We start from the raw sequence: 20,079 nt of genomic DNA, 5'->3' as shown, positions 1-20,079 counted from the left end.
CTCGTACACTCCGCTCCTCATCAGGTCGTCGCCTCGAACTTCTCGCTTCTCCTTTGTCTCAAGACATAAGATCAAACTCAATATCTTGATTAACATTTATTAAGAGAATCACTAAACTAAGCGTTTAAACTCAGTGAATTACTTGAATTGTTTTCGTTATCTAGTTTTCAAGGAACATAAAACACAGGACATTTAAATGCGTGATGCATTTAGACTCCTATGTGTTGAGTCTTGCTTATATAGAAAGATCTAATGATCTCTCAAAACTAAACAAAATACCAAGCGTGCCTCATTTTCCTTAGAAAGGAGGTGATCCAGCCGCACCTTCCGATACGGCTACCTTGTTACGACTTCACCCCAATCATCTGTCCCACCTTAGGCGGCTGGCTCCAGTGAGGTTACCCCACCGACTTCGGGTGTTACAAACTCTCGTGGTGTGACGGGCGGTGTGTACAAGGCCCGGGAACGTATTCACCGCGGCATGCTGATCCGCGATTACTAGCGATTCCGGCTTCATGCAGGCGAGTTGCAGCCTGCAATCCGAACTGAGAATGGTTTTATGGGATTGGCTTGACCTCGCGGTCTTGCAGCCCTTTGTACCATCCATTGTAGCACGTGTGTAGCCCAGGTCATAAGGGGCATGATGATTTGACGTCATCCCCACCTTCCTCCGGTTTGTCACCGGCAGTCACCTTAGAGTGCCCAACTGAATGCTGGCAACTAAGATCAAGGGTTGCGCTCGTTGCGGGACTTAACCCAACATCTCACGACACGAGCTGACGACAACCATGCACCACCTGTCACTTCGTCCCCCGAAGGGGAACCTTCTATCTCTAGAAGTAGCGAAGGATGTCAAGACCTGGTAAGGTTCTTCGCGTTGCTTCGAATTAAACCACATGCTCCACCGCTTGTGCGGGCCCCCGTCAATTCCTTTGAGTTTCAGTCTTGCGACCGTACTCCCCAGGCGGAGTGCTTAATGCGTTTGCTGCAGCACTAAAGGGCGGAAACCCTCTAACACTTAGCACTCATCGTTTACGGCGTGGACTACCAGGGTATCTAATCCTGTTCGCTCCCCACGCTTTCGCGCCTCAGCGTCAGTTACAGACCAGAGAGTCGCCTTCGCCACTGGTGTTCCTCCACATCTCTACGCATTTCACCGCTACACGTGGAATTCCACTCTCCTCTTCTGCACTCAAGTTCCCCAGTTTCCAATGACCCTCCACGGTTGAGCCGTGGGCTTTCACATCAGACTTAAGAAACCGCCTGCGCGCGCTTTACGCCCAATAATTCCGGACAACGCTTGCCACCTACGTATTACCGCGGCTGCTGGCACGTAGTTAGCCGTGGCTTTCTGGTTAGGTACCGTCAAGGTACCAGCAGTTACTCTGGTACTTGTTCTTCCCTAACAACAGAACTTTACGACCCGAAGGCCTTCATCGTTCACGCGGCGTTGCTCCGTCAGACTTTCGTCCATTGCGGAAGATTCCCTACTGCTGCCTCCCGTAGGAGTCTGGGCCGTGTCTCAGTCCCAGTGTGGCCGATCACCCTCTCAGGTCGGCTACGCATCGTCGCCTTGGTGAGCCGTTACCTCACCAACTAGCTAATGCGCCGCGGGTCCATCTGTAAGTGATAGCCGAAACCATCTTTCAATTCCGAACCATGCGGTTCGAAATGTTATCCGGTATTAGCTCCGGTTTCCCGGAGTTATCCCAATCTTACAGGCAGGTTACCCACGTGTTACTCACCCGTCCGCCGCTAATCTCCGGGAGCAAGCTCCCTTCGATTCGCTCGACTTGCATGTATTAGGCACGCCGCCAGCGTTCGTCCTGAGCCAGGATCAAACTCTCCAATAAAGAGTTGATATAGCTCATAAAGTTTGTACTATATAGTACGTTGTTTTGTTAATCGAAATTAACGTTGGCACGCTCGGTTTTGTTTAGTTTTCAAAGATCATTTAATGCCGCTCTCTCAGAAGCGACTTTATTAATTTAACACATCAACTCGTTTTAAGTCAACATGTTTTTTAAAAAACTTTCATTCGACTAAAAGTTAATATGACCTCGTCGAATGACTTTTATTACTATAACAACAAAAAAGATTAGAGTCAACATTTTTCATTAAAATAAATTATACAAAAAAAGAAGAGGGTCCCCCCTCTTCTTTTTCCTATTATTAAGCTAAGAATACAAAATATAGTACAAAGATGACAAACAATCCGTACATAACCGGGTGAATTTCTTTTGTTCTACCCTTCATGATCATTGTAATTGGATAGAAGATGAATCCAACCGCAATACCTGTTGCAATACTATAAGATAAAGGCATTGTAATAATCGTTAAGAATGCTGGTACAGCAATTTCAAATCGTTTCCAGTCAATCTGTCCTAGAGACGAAACCATTAGTGCCCCTACAATTATTAATGCAGGTGCAGTAACTGCTGAAGTAATAACTCCTAAAAGTGGTGAGAAGAATAAAGCCAATAAGAATAGTACCGCAGTTACGACTGATGCGAAACCTGAACGAGCTCCAGCAGCTACTCCCGCAGAAGACTCAATATATGAAGTTGTTGTTGATGTTCCTAAGATAGAACCTACAACTGTTGCAGCTGAATCTGCGAATAATGCTTTTCCTGCTCTAGGTAACTTATTATCTTTCATTAAACCAGCTTGATTAGCTACTCCAACAAGTGTTCCAGCTGTATCAAAGAAATCTACGAATAAGAATGTCAAAATAACAACTAACATTTGAACAGTAAAGATTTGATCTAAGTTCATAAATGCTTGTCCAAACGTTGGCGCTAAGCTTGGTATTTGACCAACAATTTCTGTCGGAACAGCAATTTGATTAAAGATCATTCCTACAATTGCTGTAATTAGCATTCCGTAGAAGATACCACCATTTACTCCACGAACCATTAAAATAACGGTCACAATAATACCGAATATAGCTAAAAGTGTTTGAGGATCAGTGAAGTCACCTAACCCAACTAAAGTAGCATCATTATTAACAATAATGCCTGCACCTTGAAAACCTACAAATGTTATGAATAATCCAATTCCGGCACCAACAGCAAACTTTAGTTCAGCTGGAATTGAGTTAATTATCTTTTCACGAAGACCTGATAAAGTAAGAAGAATAAAAATAAGTCCTGATACTAAAACCCCTGATAAAGCTGTTTGCCAAGGTACTCCCATTGTTAAGACAACTGTGAATGAGAAAAATGCATTTAACCCCATACCCGGCGCCAAAGCAATTGGATATTTGGCTATAAGACCCATTAACAACGAACCTACAGCCGCAGCAATAGCAGTTGCTGTGAAGATAGCTCCTGTATCCATTCGCATTTCTGCAGGTAGATCTGGAATTGAAGTCATTGCTAATGTGTTAGGATTAACAAATAAAATATAAGCCATTGATAAGAACGTTGTTAAACCACCAATAATTTCACGTCGATAATTTGTACCTAATTCATCAAACTGAAAAAACTTCTTCATAAATAGGTGTTCCTCCTCAGTATTAGTTCAAAAGCTTTTACTACCAAATACATTGTCCCCCAGTAATATTTCCAAATAAAAAAGCGCACACCTATACGTGAGCGCTTGACTTTGAAAATATTAATGGCCGGTAACAAACAGTAGTTACCTCTGCTATTAATACCTCGTAGTCAAGCCATTTACGGTAGCTTGGTAGAAACTTTCGAGCCATATCCTCGACATTATACGACGTATTTCGACTATATTGATTACTTTTTTATTTTATCAGTGTATCGTTTTTTCGTCAATACAAAAAACGAACATTATTCAAAATAATGTTCGTTTCGTTCGTTTTTTACTCCCACTCAATAGTAGCAGGTGGTTTACTTGTAATATCATAAACTACACGATTAATGTGCTTTACTTCATTTACAATTCTTGTCGAAATCACTTCAAGTACATCCCAAGGAATTCTTGCCCAATCCGAAGTCATTCCATCGATTGATGTAACTGCACGAATACCAATCGTGTAATCATAAGTTCTAGCATCACCCATTACACCAACACTACGAATATCAGGTAGGACCGTGAAGTACTGCCAAATATCACGATCTAATCCAGCTTTTTTAATTTCATTACGTAGAATATAGTCTGATTCACGAACAATCTCTAGTTTTTCTTCCGTAATTTCACCTAGAACACGAATTCCCAATCCTGGACCTGGGAATGGTTGTCTCCAAACGATTTCATCTGGAATACCAAGTTCCGTTCCTAATGCACGAACTTCGTCTTTAAATAATGTATTTAGAGGTTCAATAAGTTCGAATTCCATATCTTCTGGTAGCCCACCAACGTTATGGTGAGATTTAATCGTTTGAGCTGTTGCTGTTCCGCTCTCAATAATATCTGTATAAAGAGTACCTTGTGCCAAAAATTCGATTCCTTCTAATTTAGCTGACTCGTCATCAAATACATAGATGAACTCATTACCAATAATTTTACGTTTTTGCTCTGGATCTGAAACGCCTTTTAACTTATTCATAAAGCGATCTTTTGCGTCAACTTTAATAACATTCATATTAAAACCTTCAGTGAATGTTTTCATAACACTGTCAGCTTCGTTTTTACGTAACAGTCCATGGTCTACAAAGATACATGTTAGTTGATCACCAATCGCTTTGTGAATTAACACGGCAACAACTGAAGAATCAACACCACCACTTAACGCGCAAAGCACTTTTTTATTGCCTACTTTTTGTTTGATTTTATCTAATTCCATTTCAATGAAATTCTCCATTGACCAGTTACCAGAACAACCACAGATGTTAAAAACAAAGTTTTTCAAAAGGTCATTACCATATTCAGAGTGACGTACCTCTGGATGGAATTGAACACCATAAAACTTACGGTCTTCATTACTCATTGCAGCAAATGGACAAGATGTACTCGTAGCATCTACATGGAATCCTGCTGGAATTTCTTTAACTAAGTCACCGTGACTCATCCACACAACCTGTTGTTCCGGTAACTCTGCAAATAATGCTGGTTTTCCATGAACATCAATTGTTGCTTTACCGTATTCACGGTGATCTGCTGGCTCTACTTTTCCGCCAAGCTTATGAGTCATCAGCTGCATACCGTAACAAATACCTAATACAGGGATACCTAAATCAAAGATAGCCTCATCACAATCAAAAGCATTTTCACCGTAAACACTGTTCGGTCCACCTGAAAGGATCACTCCTTTAGGATTCATTTGTTTAATTTCTTCAGCCGTTAATGTGTGAGGGTGTAACTCACTGTATACACCAAATTCACGGATACGTCTTGTGATTAATTGATTATACTGACTACCGAAGTCTAAAACTACTACCATTTCATGAATGTTTGCCACCATCGTCACCTCATCGTATTTTCATGCACTATTGTTAGTATGCTATAAAGACTATCAAGATCATACAAAAAGTATCATAACCCAGGAAATACTTACTAATATGTCTATATAGCAAAAAAACTGAATCCACCTTCAATAAAGAAACAGGACTTATCACCAATTATAGGTAAGAGTCTAATTTCCTTATATAAAAAGAAGGCAGAATCCAGCTGACTTTCGAACTTATTCTGCCTTCATAGTCGGGTGTTTTAAGGTTACCCGGTAGAGACTCTCGATCCGTATTATCGAGGATATATGAAGGGTCTATTAATTTTTTCTATTCTATCAATCTCTTATACAATTGGTCAAGACGATGTTCTTTTAATTAAATTTTCCCACAATTCAACTGACTTATTCCATTCTTGTTTTGCATCATCGCGTCGATACAATGCCCTTTCATAGTTTTCCGTTAAAGCTGTCATATGGACCATATGAAAATATCGATCAATATAACGGGCATAATCCCTCAAGGTTTGTCCTTCTTTTCTTTTAATACCACGGCGGGCAAATTGTTTTAGTAGTGACTCATAAGCTTGAAAGAATACTTGGTCATCGTTACGGTTTTTATATTTTAAAATGATAAGCTTTGGTATCCATCTCGTCCTAGTTTTGAAAATCACAAAAGCTAGAATTGCTGTAACGATCATAAAACCATATAAACCAGTACTTCCTAGACGCAGACTAAAGAAACCGAAGAAATCATTTGTAGAAGAAGATGTTTCTGTGTTAGTTTGCTCAGGCTTTTCTGGAGTTGCTTCAGGTTCCTTTTCCTCTTCTTCAACAGGCTCCTTCTCCTCTTCTACCTCTTCCTGACCAGGTGTATCTTTGTAGTCACTTACCAAATCATAAGGGTTTACAAAGCCTTTAGTAGGTTCAAACGGAACCCATCCTACTCCAGCGAAATACACTTCAACCCACGAATGGGCATTATTATTTGTAACTTGATATTCACTTTTACTGTTCTCTACAGTTTGAACAAAGTCACCTTCTGTATATCCTTTCACCCATCTTGCAGGAATATCAAGTGATCTTAATAAAACGATCATAGAAGTAGAAAAATTATCACAATAACCTTTGAATGTTTCAAAGAGAAATTGATCTACATAATCTTGCTCACCTTCAGGAATGGCCACATCTTCTTTATCATACGTAAATTCCGGCCTTCCTAAGTAGTCTTCAATCGCCTTCACTTTATCATATTGATTAGATTCTGTTTCTGTAAGAGATACAGCAAGTTCTCTTACCCGTTCAGGTAATGTTTCAGGTAATTGTGTGTATCTTTCAACAAACCCTTCAGGTACATTTTCAAAAACCTGTGCTTTTTTCATCTCATTTAATGGATAAGAGGGAAGTTCATACTCAACCTGATAAGTTAGAAATTCCTCTCTAGATCCGTCACCCTGCTTCTGAAAAGGGGAGATTAACTCTGTATTTCGGTTTAGGTAAATTGGTAAATTTACCTCTGTGCTTATAGCTGTTAAACCTAAAGGATAAATAACATGCAAATAACGGTATTCCTCATTTATTGTAACGGTCGATTCCAAACTTTTTGTCTCTACACGCTCATCTGTCCAAATAACTTCATCTTGAATTGATGTGATTAATTCACGTTCTGCATCAGGGTCGGAAGCCTCCCATCCCTTCCCTGTATAAACATCCTTGGATTCCACTCGCCAATAATGTCGATCACTAGATATATGGGTGAAAACTTCAGTATCATCTCCTACGAATGATCCTCCTAAATTTTCATCATTTGGACTATACCCAATTTTTTTCGTACCAGTTCCACCCTCATCTTCTCGCCCAACAGCTGTAATATATGGAACTGGATCAGGCCACTGAGGTGATGCCTTAGGAGCTAAAATGGCTAGAATCATCGAAAGCATTATAAAAGCAAGTAGTGGCATTATCCATCTAAGGGAAGCTAGCTTTTTCATTTTTAAATTCTCCAGTTTCTTTAATCGATCAAAGTACAGGAGACCAAGCATAAAGAAACCTATTAAAACAACTCTAACAATTGCATAGGATGCATCGTATGGAGTAAAGGTATCCAACACTGTAATATAAAGGAGCGTTAACACAAAGAAAAAGAAAATTCTCTTTTGAAAAAGAATCCAATAATGAATTAAATAAACAAGTAACCAAAGCAAAATAAAAAATAACAATGAACGAAAAGATGAAGTCATCCCCATCCATTCTGCACTTGGTACTAACGAAAGATTGAAGGCAATATCACCAATTAAATCCTTTACCCAAAGAAAACTAAAAAACATTCCTTCAAAATATAACCCGTGAAGCATAAACAAAATAATGAGCATTTTTACCGGGAATGTGATGAACCAACGCAATCTGAAAAATGTCATTACAAAACTAACAGCAATAAAAAACACGAAAATAAATGTGTTCGCTGTATCAGTAAATTCTCCAAGAGGCCTTAACCATTCCCATAGCAGGATAAATGCAAACAGATAATATAGAAGAGTAACAGATATCCCTTCTTGGTCCTTAGGTGTTGTCACTAGATATTCACCTCTTTAAAACGCTTATTTGCATCCTGTTCTATTACTACATTTACATGAACTTGACGTTGCTTCAATCTTTCAACTAATACAGACTCTTCTTTTGAAAGCCCGTGATGCTTCTCTTTAACAAAATATAAAATAAATGTCTGCTGACGAGCTGATAAAAACTCGAGCTTTCTTACGACCTCTAAGTTTAGAGTTGAAGTAACAAGAATACTGGTAACTTGTTTCATTTCCGTATTTAAAAAGCTCCCTCCAAGAACAGAAGAAAAAGGTGTTTGACTATCACAATCAACTTTTGCCAAATGATAAAAGATGCTGCTTACATGTTGCTCATCAGCCTGGAGCGGAAACACTTTTTGCTGCTGCCCAACTGAAACTACCCCTACCCTAGCGCCACTTTTAACAATAGTGCGAATCAATGATGCGGAATAGGAAACAATTGATTCAAATAGCTCTGACTGTGACCGGTCAATAAATACAACAACATCATGACTTTGCATTTGTTCAAATTCCTTTGTCATAATCGAATCTCTTCTCGCCGTAGCTTTCCAATCAATCCAAGCAAATTTATCGCCTGGCTGATATTCCCTTACACCGACAGCCATTGTTGAATCCTGCCAATACTTAGTTAATGTTGATGCTGATCCTTGTTCATACTGTTTTTGATTTGAATGATAGGCTAAATCTACAGTTGAAGGGTAAACAAGAAAATAGTTTTCTACCTCTAAAGTGACTTCCTTTTCAATAAGACCAAATAAATCCCCTGTTCTTAAGCGGACGGATTTAAAGTGGTGTTCGCCACGTGGCATCTCGAGGAGAGCATAACTAAAGGAGATCGATTTCTTAAACCATGGAAAAAAAAGTTTTTTAGGCTCTTTAAGTTTTTGAGCAACCTTTAATTTATCATTAAGCTCATCTTCAACTAGTAAATAAAATAACGGGAAAGGGAAAGATCTTTTAACCGTTATTGTACCAATAAACCTCTGTCCAACCGAAAATTGTTCCTGATTAATCCTCCGGGTTACTTGGAAAGAGCGGATTGGGTAGATCATTAATAAGAAAGAATAGAGAGCAAATGGTAGAAAGCTATAAAAGAGAAACCAGCTTACAAATCCACCTTGAAACATCGCATAACTAAATGCTGCTAAGGTAAGAAATAAGAGGGATAAGACCTTCCAGCCAGCTTTAAGTCTCGTCAATAACGTCATGATTTACCACTTAAAGACCTTTGAACCGGCACTGGTGTTTTAGAAATAATCTCATGTATAAGATCATCAGCAGATTTCCCCTCAAATTTTGCCTCTGACCTTAAAATAATCCGGTGTGCTAACGTATATGGAGCAAGGTATTGAATATCATCAGGAATAATATAATCTCTACCTAAAATAAAAGCATAGGCTTGTGCTGCCTTCATTAAAGCAATTGATGCACGTGGACTTGCCCCAAGATAAACAGATGGATGCTTCCTTGATTTTCCAGTTATTTCAATGATATAGCTTTTAATTGTTTCATCCACGTAGACAAACTGAATTTCATTTTGTAACTCAGCTAATTCTTCTTTGCTGATTACACTATCTATTTTATAGATAGGTCTTTCTCTTTCTGCTAATGTTAACACTTCAAACTCTTCTGCTTTAGTTGGGTATCCCATCCTCAACTTGAATAAAAAGCGATCCAACTGCGCTTCCGGAAGCGGATATGTTCCTTCATAATCAACTGGATTTTGTGTAGCCATTACAAAGAATGGTTTCGCAAGAATTCTCGTTGTACCATCAACAGTAACGCTTCCTTCTTCCATTCCTTCTAACAATGCGGACTGCGTTTTTGGAGAAGTACGATTGATTTCATCTGCTAAGATGATATTTCCAAAGATAGGTCCTTCACGGAACTCAAATTTCAATTCTTTTGGATTATAAATAGAAACTCCCGTCACATCCGAGGGAAGTAAGTCTGGTGTAAACTGAATTCTCTTAAATTCTGCTCCTATCGATTTTGAAAGAGCACGAACCATCATCGTTTTTCCGACACCTGGAACATCTTCTAGCAACACATGGCCTCCAGCAAGAATGGCCACAAGACTTAGAATACTAACATCACGTTTTCCTACCATTACATTTTCAATATTTTCAATAACTCGACCGAGTTTTGGATGCATTGCTTCATATTGAGACATGATTATCCTCCTAGGGTGAATTTCTCCTTATCTTCTATTATAGTATTCTGAAAAAGTTAACAAAATCCTTTTGTATTTAGCAATATGTTCTAATTTTACATATAATTAATAAATTTGATGAAATTTGTCGTGCTCATACCTTCCTATTGTAGTATCTTGTATAATTATGTAGAATTTCGTTATTAGTATAATAGACGATAGGAGGTTCCAATTATTAAGCAAAACAAAAAAATTAAATTTATCATTTTCCTATCGATAACAATCCTTCTATGCTTAATTACTCTTAACATACTAGTTTCATATTTTACAGCGAAAAAAGCAGCAGAAGTTTCCGTAGCAAATAACGCAATGGAAATGGCAAGTTCAATCGCTAAATCGATTGATGTAGAGGCTTATGAGCGTTTCCTTGAAAATCCAGAAAGAAATACAGACTACTGGAAGATAAGAAAATCGTTAAATGAAGCAAAGCATCATATCGCTGCTTTATATGTGTACACTTTGTCGTTTGAGGATCCCACTTCACGTCCTAAAGTAATGATTGCTGGGTTTCCATTAGATGATGGCGACTATTATGATATAGGCATGGATTGTCTTGTTCCTCTCGATCAAATTAAAGAGGCATATGCTGGTCATCCTTACTTTACAGGGAAGATTAATGATCCTCATTATGGAGAATATATTTCAGCTGGAGCACCAATTGTAAATAAAACTGGGGAAACCATAGGCTTTCTAAGCATTGATATCGAAACAACGATGCTGGACCGAATTGATCATACTGTTGTTAAAAATAGCACTCTAAGTTTCATTCTAAGTGGACTGTTAATCATCGTATTAGTATCATCATTCATGCTTATTCAAAAATGGTATAACCATGAGCTAAAAAAACAAGTGGATGACACAGAAGAGACCTATCATTCTGAAATTCATTCATTAATACAATTTGTACGCTCGTTAAGACATGATTTTGCTAATCACATTCAAGTTCTCAACGGATTGTTAAAGCTAGGAAAGCAGCAGGAAGCGATTGATTATTCCAACTCAATGCGCGAAGAGGCACAATTACTCTATAAAATTCCAATTCAATCCAATAATCCAGCATTATCTGTTCTTTTTCAAACAAAATCTCTATCGGCACAAAGTCATAACATCAATATTCGATTTCATAACTCAAACGCTTCATTTGAGTTGATCCAACCAACTGATTTAGTTAAAATTTTATCGAATCTCATTGATAACGCAATTGATGCGACTAAACAGATATCAAAGGAAAATAGATCAATTGAGGTGTATTGTGAGAAAAGAAATGATGAGTATATCTTTAGAGTAATAAACTCAGGATCTGAGATATCTAAAGAAGAATTAACGAAGATCTTCATACCAGGATACTCGACGAAATCAGGGGAAAATACTCAAGTGAGAGGACAAGGACTTTATATTGTAAAGCAAATTATTGAGAAATATAATGGGAGAATTATAGTTGAGTCGTTAAATGGAAAGACTTCCTTTGAAGTGAGAGTGAGGGTATAAGATATAAAGGCTCCTATGTCCTGATCACAGGAGCCTAAAAAACCAGTGTATTCTGCTAAATACAAAATAACACTGGCTTTTTCCTTACATATTTATATTGATATTTTTTCTCTCTTTACGTTTTTGAAAGAACTTTATAATAGCTGGATAGCTAATTGATAGGATCGTTAAGAAAATGAGTGTAATTGAAATTGGTGATGCAAAGAAAATGTCGATACTTCCATTAGATGATAATACGGCCTTTCGGAAGTTTTGCTCCATATCCGCTCCAACAATTAAAGCTAAAACAAGTGGGGCAATTGGAAAATCCAATACTTTAAGCATGAGTCCGAATAATCCGAAAACTAGCAATAAAAAGAAGTCAATAGCACTATAACTTAGTGTATAGGTCCCAATGAAAGCTAGTAACACGATGATTGGATAAAGCACCTTCGCTGGTGTATCAAGAATTTTGACAAGAACACCCACTAGTAAAATATTAATTATTACTAAGGCAATATTCCCTATAAACATACTATTAATTAAAGACCAAACAGTTGTTGGATCATTTTCGAATAGAAGTGGTCCGGGTTTAATTCCTAGCATAATAAGTGCCCCAAGCATAACTGCTGTTGTTCCAGACCCCGGAATTCCCATTGTTAATAACGGAATCATCGCACCTACAGATGCAGCATTATTGGCAGATTCCGGTGCAGCAAGTCCTTCAACAGCACCCTTACCAAATTCCTCAGGCTTTTTAGACATTTGCTTTTCTGTGGAATAACTGATCATGGACGCAATAGAACCACCTGCTCCAGGAAGCACCCCAATAATAAAACCAAGTGGTCCAGATCTTAGAATAGGCCACTTTGAACGTTTCCATTGTTCTTTGTTAAACCAAATTTTCCCTACCTTTTTCTTCTCTTTCTTAAGCTGATCAATTGTGAGAAAATTGTACAACACTTCTCCAATTGCATAAACCCCAATAATCACAATTAGGAAATCGATTCCTTCACTGAAATGAGGGATCCCTAAAGTAAAACGGTAAACACCTGTTTGCGTATCAATTCCGACTGTACTTAATAGCAATCCCAGTGACATGGCTAAAAACCCTTTGATCATTTTGCCAATTGAAAGTGATACGATTGCAGAAAGTGTCAGAAGCATTAATAGAAAGTATTCCGCTGGTCCAAATTTCAAAGCAAAATTTGCAAGTGGCTCAGCAAGGAAGACAAATCCTATAACAGCCATAATTCCACCAATAAAGGAAGCTACCGCTGAAATGGCCATTGCTTCACCCGCTTGACCCTTTTTAGCCATAGGATATCCATCAAAGGTTGCGGCAATAGCTGATCCATCACCAGGTGTGTTTAATAAAATCGAACTCCTAGATCCACCGTACATGGCACCATAGTAAATTGCAGCCATTAAGATGATTGCACTGATCGGCTCCATTCCAAAAGTAATGGGTATCAATACCGCTACAGCTGTTGCTGGCCCAAGCCCTGGTAACATCCCTACGATTGTTCCTAAAAATCCGCCAACAATAACCCATAATATATTCATTGGCTCTAAGGATGTCATTAATCCTTCGAGATAATTATTCATATCCATTTAAGTCACCTCCTATGGTAAGCTAACACCTAGTAACACACTAAATGCATACCAGGATAAAAATGAGAAACAAACCGTTACAATCAAATTAACTTTCCACTTTTGTTTGCCATTCACGAAAAATAATAGTGCGCCTAGAAACAGAACTGTAGAAAATAAAAATCCAATGATCTCAAAAATGAACGCATACCCTACACCTAATAAAACGGTTAAACCAATAAGTTTAGGAGTGCGCCCGGAAAGCATTTGTGTGATTTTCTTGTTTTCTTTATTTAATGTTTTAAGTTCTTGGAAGAGATATAAAACACTAAAAATCAATAATAAAAAACTTAATCCGATTGGAAAGTAAAGAGGACCATTTGGATTGCCTAAATTTGCTTTTGGTAGATTGAAAGATCCGATTAAGAAAACAACGCTTAGTAGGATCAAAAAGATCGGCATTCCCATTTTAATTATTTTCATTAGAACTCGCCCCTTTCTCTATTTATTTCTAACTAAAGTATTCTTACTTATGAAAAGTTAACCTTCCCGTTATGGGGAAGGTTAACTTTTTAATTATTTTACAAGTCCAGAATCATTCACTAACTCTGTATATGATTTTTCTTGTTCTTCTAAGAAGCTTTTTGTTTCTGAACTATTTTTATAAAAATCGTCCCAATCATTATTTTTAAGTACTTTTTGCCATTGTTCTGTTTTTACCAGTTCACCAATTTTTTCATCCCAGTACGCAATTTCTTCTTCAGTCATATCAGGTGGTCCCATGATTCCTCTCCAGTGAGGGAAAACCATGTCAACTCCTTGTTCTGTCCATGTTGGGACATCATCAAGCTCTTCTACTCTTTCCTCAGATGAAACAGCTAGAATTTTAAGCTTTCCAGCTAAATGCTGATCTTTTACTTCAGATAATGCAGTTGTAATCACATCTACGTGATTTCCTAGTAATGCTGTTACAACATCTCCGCCACCTTCATAAACAAGAAAATCAAGTTGAGAAGGATCTCCTCCGTATTCACTAAAAGCTTGAACAAATGATAAGTGGTCATTATTTCCTAGTGCTGGACCTACTCCAATTTTTAATGATTTAGGATCTTCTTTTAACTTTTTCATCACTTCTTCTGCTGATTTAAATTCCGAATCAACTGGAACAGCAATCGAAATCCATTCCGTTGCAAGTGTTGCTATTGGTGTAAATTCCTTGTGTGTTAACTGACTTTGTCCTAGTAAGTTGTTTGTAAGAAGTAAGCTTGAATTTACAGATAAGAAGTGAGCATCCTTAGATTCTAAGTACTTCCAACCAACTTCTCCTCCGCCACCAGGCTTGTTGATTACATTTATATTGCTATCTACTAAACTATTATCTTTTAAACCTTGCTGAATAGATCTTGCCGTTAAATCCCATCCACCACCTGGTGATGCAGGAGCAACGATTTCAATATTTTTATTTGGAAATTCCTTGTTGCCTGAGGCTGAATTTGAACATGCTGTTAAAATCGCCATTAATAAAAGTAAGATTCCTATCTTTTTCATAAAAACTAACACCCCTTATTAACAATTTTTGATACACAAACCCTCTTGCTATAAAATGTGTGTTGCTTTACCTATGAATATCGTATCGATTAAGCTTTTTTATGTAAACGTTTTCAAAATATTGAGTAATAAATAAATTAAATTTAGTTTTGTTCATTTTGTTCACCAAGCAGCAGAGAGACGCTACTACTCCGCTTTTTTCGAGTAGTAACGTCTCTCTGGTCTTCCAACAATTCCATACACGTGCTCTGATATAGCTTCACCCGTTCCAACTAAATATTCGAGATATCTCCTCGCCGTTGTTCGTGAAGCACCCATTTTTTTGCCGACTTTCTCTGATGTTATTCCATCGAATTCAAGTCCAATGATTTCTTTTACTTTTTTTAATGTAACATAATCAATGCCTGAAGGAAGCAAAGGCTTTTCTATTTGTTTTTCACCTGCTCCAAATAGAGAATCAAGAAAATCTTGATTCACATCCGTTACAGACTTCAACAACTCTTTTTTCTTATTATACTGATCCATTACTTCTTTAAATCGTTCAATGGTGATCGGCTTTATTAAGTAATGTTCTACTCCATAGTTTAGTGCTTTATTTATAAAGGTTTTGTCTGTTGCCGCTGTAATCATTATGATGTCAACTTCAGGATAGTTTTCTCTTACCTTGGCTAAAAGCTCTGTGCCTAGCTGGTCAGGCATATACACATCTAATAAAAGTAAATCAACATCTAGTTTCTCCAATAATTCAAACGTTTCCTTAGCATTGCTTGCTTTTCCTACTAAATTCATCTCCTTAACTTCTGCTAAATATGCCTCATGAATTTGAGCAACCCGAAAGTCATCCTCAGCTATGATGACGTTAATCATACCCGTTCCCCCTCTTTATCTATTCCTTTGGTAAAAATACCGAAAATACAGTCCCCTCATCTTCCGTACTTGTCAATTCAATAAAGCCACCTAAAAGCTCCACTTCCTCTTTCACATTCGCAAGGCCATACCCTCTTTTTTCTCCCTTTAATGAGACACCTTTATCAAATATGGCTTCTTCCATGCCATCTGGTATTCCCTTGCCGCTATCTGTTATCTCGAACAAAACATCGTTCCCAAAATCGGTTGCAAAAAAAGAAACTTTTTTTTCTTTGCTATCAGCAGCTGCATCAAACGCATTATCTAGTATATTTCCTAGAATAATAATTAGCGGTGCAAGTTTAAATTTTTCTGATAGAGGAGATAGTGAACTCTCTTCATCAATATGAAAGACAATTTTCTTTTCAGATGCCTTAGCAAGTTTTCCTAGTAAAATTGCTTGAATTTTCTCATCTTGTATTGAATTAAAGATTAGTTCACCATGATGTTCTTGTGATTTTGTTTCTTCTTGAATGAGTTGTATGGCTTCCTCTTTTTTACCAAGTTGAATTAATCCTAATATGACATAAAGCTTATTTGTAAACTCATGTGCTTGTGCCCGTAAATCTTCTGAATACTGCTTCACCTCAGAAAATGCGTCAACCATCTTTTTCATTTCCGTTTTGTCTCTAAAGGTGGCAACTGTTCCAACTCTTTCCCCATCCTCTAAAACTGGCTGAGTATTAACGATAAGAGTTCGATCCTTGTACTGCACTTCCTCATTTACAACATCTTTTTTTGATTCCATTAGTTTTAAAATAGTATCAGATGAGATCATTTCATTAATTCTCTGAACTTCATCTCGACTTGAAATGTCTAAAATTTGTTGAGCTGATTTATTCATCATCGTAACCCTGCCGTATTGATCAATGGCAATAATACCTTCTTTGACTGATTGTAAAATGGCATTACGCTCTCTAAATAATAAAGCGATTTCATAAGGCTCCAGCCCAAGAGTATCTTTTCGAATATTACGTGCAAGAACAATACTTCCGATAACTCCTATTATTAATACAATTGCAGAAGTCATCACCATTCCTTTTACTTCACCTGAAATACGGTCTCGGATTTCTAGCATCTGAAACTCAACAACTACTGCTCCTTCTACCTTTGTATAATCACCATGATTAAGAATGATCGGAGCTATCCCTCTTAAAACCTCTTCTTCTTCCTTCCCAACATGAGTAACATATGAACTACCAAATACAAGAGCCTTATATGTTTCATGAGATTCTGATATAGGCTTTTCTCCAGCAATTATTTTTTTCTCCCGATTTTCAACAAAAATACTTGTAGCATCTACTTGATTCATCATTTTAGTTATAACCAAATTCATACTTTGCCTATTAGCATTTTGTTCTCGAAAACCCTCCTGGACTGCAGGCATAAACGACAGAGTTTGAGCTGTTTGAAGGGCCAATTCTTCTGCCTGTTTCACATCCTCTTTTGTTTCATTGAACGCAAATGTAGCTGTAAGAACTCCAATAACAAGTAAAATAAGAAAGAAAATGAGACCTAAAATTTTAGTTTGTAATGTAAACTGAACCTTCATATCAACCTCCATTTTACTTGTAAACTACTAGATTAAACAAAATAATATAATTTGAGATATTTATATTTATAATACATGAATGAATATTTTGACTCAAATGAACTTTCGAAAAAAATTGAAAAGGTCTTTCACTGTAAGCCAATGAAAGACCTTAAATATTCCATTATAATTAATAACACTAATACAATATGGTAAAATATATGAATTACGAAACAGGTGAGAATACCTTAAGGTAGCTTAGGAGTGGAAAGTCATGAACAAAAAAGATGTTGCACTTATACGAAAACAATTCAAAATAGATAATGATTTACTCAAGATCTCTGACATTTTTAATGTTTATATTATGAAAGAATCAAGTGAGATTTATCATCACCAAAGTCAACCATTTGAAATGCTAGATCAAGATCAACAGGAGTTATTTATGAATAACTTCAAAAAATTGCTAGCTGGCCAGCTGGATGAAAAGCTATTTGAATTAAAGTTTCAAAGAAATACTGAAAATAATAGCCAACTTATCTTACATCAAGGATTACTTAGTAATGATGTTGAAGGCTGGAAAGAGCAAATGCTGCAAATAGTAGGCAAAATGCTGCTTATACGACAATATGAGATGGACATAGTTGTTACATTTATAAAAGGAGAATACCTCAAGCCAACAAAACGACGAAGCGATGAAGCTGAGGAAAGTGATCGAGATACTGTTTATTCTCATCCCTTTATTTTGTGCAGTATTAATAACACACAAGAGCCAAAGAAAGAACTACTGTTTGATTATGTTGAGAGGGAGTTCAAATATAATTTTGTTGTTGATCCGATTATTAACCTTAATGCTCCAATTGCTGGGTTTCTGTTTCCGTGCTTTACGGACAATGCAGCTGATGTTAATCACATTCTGTATTCAGCAGGTAAGGTACATGAGCCAGATCATCAGTTCATAGAAGAAGTGTTAAACGGCGAAGAAACAATGACCGCAAAAGACGATAAAATTGTTTTTGAAGAAATTATTAAAGACGTAACCGGTGATCAACTAAGTACATCTACTCTTTCAAATGTTTATGAAGAAATAAACCGTATGATTGTAGAAAATGAAGAGGAAGAACTACCAAAGTTAGATACAAAAGATGTTGAACGAGTTTTAAAAATGAGCGGTCTGGAAGATATAAACACTGAAAAGGTAGAAACAGCTTTCAAGAAAATAATTGATGATGACAAGTATGAGATAAAAGCAAACAGTGTTCTACCAAAGTTCACTTCAAAATCAATAAAAATCAATACAAAAATAGCGAACATTTCTATTAGTCCACAAGATTTAAGGTATGTTAAACAAGTACAGTTAGGTGGCAAACGTTATTTGATGATTGAAGTGGAAGAAGATACCGTGATAGAAGGCTTTACAATGATCCCTGAGGCTTTTGGTGGGGAACAAACGGAAGAATAGCCTTTACTTTGAAACGAGCGCCTTTTCGACTATGAATTGATCATGTTTTTCTATATAAATGTAAGCATAACATAATAAGATTTCGTGAAATAGAGCCATAGACAAAAGGAAATGTACCCACCATTTCACATTTCCTTTTGTCTATTATCTAACCCGCTAGCTGATTTTTCATAAATGGTTATTAGTGAGTACCTCTACTCATTAACCTATTGTATTTTTTTGATCATGCTCATAATTGAATCAATAACGATCTGCGGTTCATCTTTGTGGATATAATGACTAGCATCCTTAACAACGATATGTTTACCATCTGAAGATAACGAAGCAGTTTGGGCTTGCAGTTCAGACCACTCTGGGTATTCTTCATGCTCGGCTGACAAAACAAATAACGGGATATTACCGAAGCCTTTCGCTTGAGCGACACGAACCTGTTCTACTGATTTGGTCATCATATACTCAAGTTCACTTATTTGATTATCGTTATAAAAATGTTGATGAAAAAAGTGAACAGATAGTTCATCATTTGAATAGATAGGCATCATATTAATCAACTCTAATATTCTTCCGGCACCTAACTCTTTTAACCCTCTGATTAGGTAACTTTCTCCTTTTGAAAATCCCCCCTCTTGATCAACATGTGAAGAATCTATAAGCACAAGTCCAGCCATATCCTCTTTGTATTTATGTGCAAATACTTGTGATGTAAACCCACCAAAAGAGTGGCCGACCAAAAGAAACGGACCCTTTTCCTCTGCCTTTTCAAGCAGCCTAAATAAATCATCTGCAATTTGTTCTGCTGTTCGCTCATTTGAAGCAGACTCACTCCAGCCATATCCTGCGCGATCATATGAAATAACTCTCGTGTATTTTGATAGTTCCACTTGTATATCTTCCCAGTCTTTATATGAAGATGGTGTGCCCAAACCAGATTCAAGAATAATCGTTGGAAGGTTTGTTTTATCCCCAATAGCATACAAATGTAATTTATATTCCCCTACATCAACGATTTCACCTACCGGAGGATACATGTCAGCTGTTACTCTAGTCATAATTTGCTGATAAGTAAAACAAATTAACATTAGCATACCTAGACAAACCCCAAACCATCTTAAAAAACTGAACCTTTTCTTCTTTACATTTACATGAATTTGTTTCTCCATTTCTCCACCACCTTTTGTAAAATTATACCATCGTGTTATTTTTAAAATATTTTCATTACGTTAATTTTTTATTATTATTTTTGTTTGTTTAGATGGTATAAATTTATAGGATATAAGGTGAGAAAACACGTTTTTTACAGAATGATTCTTGAGAAAAAGAACAATTATTACCTTTTGATAAACAAGTTGAGAATTGATGAAGCTATTTCTTTGCATTATTAACAATTAAAAAAGAGGTTTCTATGTAAAAATCACATAGAAACCTCCCTGA

The 20,079-nt window shown here is 36.9% G+C and carries 13 protein-coding genes, 1 rRNA gene and 2 riboswitches; of the genes, 2 read left to right on the top strand and 12 right to left on the bottom strand.

The window, feature by feature from the left end; genetic code table 11:
* Positions 1-302: 302 nt before the first annotated feature.
* The 6 genes from LPC09_RS01565 to LPC09_RS01540 form a co-directional block, all read right to left on the bottom strand.
* Positions 303-1,853, bottom strand: a 16S ribosomal RNA gene (locus LPC09_RS01565).
* Positions 1,854-2,172: 319 nt separating this feature from the next.
* Positions 2,173-3,495 (bottom strand): NCS2 family permease, encoded by a 1,323-nt coding sequence (locus LPC09_RS01560; RefSeq protein WP_098798939.1) that lies wholly within the window; start codon positions 3,493-3,495, stop codon positions 2,173-2,175.
* Positions 3,496-3,642: 147 nt separating this feature from the next.
* A riboswitch (purine riboswitch) is annotated at positions 3,643-3,744 on the bottom strand.
* Positions 3,745-3,829: 85 nt separating this feature from the next.
* The gene (gene guaA, locus LPC09_RS01555) at positions 3,830-5,371 is read right to left on the bottom strand and encodes a glutamine-hydrolyzing GMP synthase (protein WP_231308835.1); all 1,542 of its coding nucleotides are present in this window, start codon (positions 5,369-5,371) and stop codon (positions 3,830-3,832) included.
* A 213-nt stretch (positions 5,372-5,584) separates the two neighbouring features.
* A riboswitch (purine riboswitch) is annotated at positions 5,585-5,686 on the bottom strand.
* 26 nt (positions 5,687-5,712) lie between these two features.
* Positions 5,713-7,926 (bottom strand): transglutaminase domain-containing protein, encoded by a 2,214-nt coding sequence (locus LPC09_RS01550; RefSeq protein WP_231308834.1) that lies wholly within the window; start codon positions 7,924-7,926, stop codon positions 5,713-5,715.
* A complete protein-coding gene (locus tag LPC09_RS01545) occupies positions 7,926-9,140 on the bottom strand; it encodes a DUF58 domain-containing protein (protein WP_098798936.1) in 1,215 nt (404 codons plus the stop codon). The genes LPC09_RS01550 and LPC09_RS01545 overlap by 1 nt, the downstream gene beginning before the upstream one ends.
* A complete protein-coding gene (locus LPC09_RS01540) occupies positions 9,137-10,105 on the bottom strand; it encodes an AAA family ATPase (RefSeq protein WP_098798935.1) in 969 nt (322 codons plus the stop codon). The genes LPC09_RS01545 and LPC09_RS01540 overlap by 4 nt, the downstream gene beginning before the upstream one ends.
* Before the next feature lie 348 nt (positions 10,106-10,453).
* Between LPC09_RS01540 and LPC09_RS01535 the strand changes: the two genes are divergently transcribed.
* The gene (locus LPC09_RS01535) at positions 10,454-11,632 is read left to right on the top strand and encodes a sensor histidine kinase (RefSeq protein ID WP_231308833.1); all 1,179 of its coding nucleotides are present in this window, start codon (positions 10,454-10,456) and stop codon (positions 11,630-11,632) included.
* An 84-nt stretch (positions 11,633-11,716) separates the two neighbouring features.
* Here LPC09_RS01535 and LPC09_RS01530 read toward each other — a convergent pair whose 3' ends face one another.
* The 5 genes from LPC09_RS01530 to LPC09_RS01510 all read right to left on the bottom strand — a co-directional run bounded on the left by LPC09_RS01530 (position 11,717) and on the right by LPC09_RS01510 (position 17,210).
* Entirely contained in the window at positions 11,717-13,219 is a 1,503-nt protein-coding gene (locus LPC09_RS01530; protein ID WP_098798941.1) for a tripartite tricarboxylate transporter permease, read from the bottom strand.
* Positions 13,220-13,237: 18 nt separating this feature from the next.
* Complete coding sequence (locus LPC09_RS01525) at positions 13,238-13,687, bottom strand: tripartite tricarboxylate transporter TctB family protein (protein WP_098798933.1); 450 nt, start codon at positions 13,685-13,687, stop codon at positions 13,238-13,240.
* A 93-nt stretch (positions 13,688-13,780) separates the two neighbouring features.
* Entirely contained in the window at positions 13,781-14,752 is a 972-nt protein-coding gene (locus LPC09_RS01520; RefSeq protein WP_098798932.1) for a tripartite tricarboxylate transporter substrate binding protein, read from the bottom strand.
* Positions 14,753-14,938: 186 nt separating this feature from the next.
* Positions 14,939-15,619: a response regulator gene (locus LPC09_RS01515; RefSeq protein ID WP_098798931.1), complete on the bottom strand. Its 681-nt coding sequence runs from the start codon at positions 15,617-15,619 to the stop codon at positions 14,939-14,941.
* A 19-nt stretch (positions 15,620-15,638) separates the two neighbouring features.
* Positions 15,639-17,210, bottom strand: coding sequence for a sensor histidine kinase (locus LPC09_RS01510; protein ID WP_231308832.1), 1,572 nt, complete (start codon positions 17,208-17,210; stop codon positions 15,639-15,641).
* 253 nt (positions 17,211-17,463) lie between these two features.
* On the opposite strand from LPC09_RS01510, the gene LPC09_RS01505 reads away from it, so the two are divergent.
* Complete coding sequence (locus tag LPC09_RS01505) at positions 17,464-18,648, top strand: DUF4317 domain-containing protein (protein WP_098798929.1); 1,185 nt, start codon at positions 17,464-17,466, stop codon at positions 18,646-18,648.
* A 206-nt stretch (positions 18,649-18,854) separates the two neighbouring features.
* Here the strand turns inward: LPC09_RS01505 and LPC09_RS01500 are convergent, their stop codons facing one another.
* Complete coding sequence (locus tag LPC09_RS01500) at positions 18,855-19,808, bottom strand: alpha/beta fold hydrolase (RefSeq protein ID WP_098798928.1); 954 nt, start codon at positions 19,806-19,808, stop codon at positions 18,855-18,857.
* Between the last annotated feature and the right edge of the window lie 271 nt (positions 19,809-20,079).

Source organism: Metabacillus sp. B2-18 (genome assembly GCF_021117275.1).
Lineage (GTDB): Bacteria > Bacillota > Bacilli > Bacillales > Bacillaceae > Metabacillus.
Note: the sequence above shows the minus strand (reverse complement) of the source record. Positions and strands in the feature narration are given on the sequence as shown.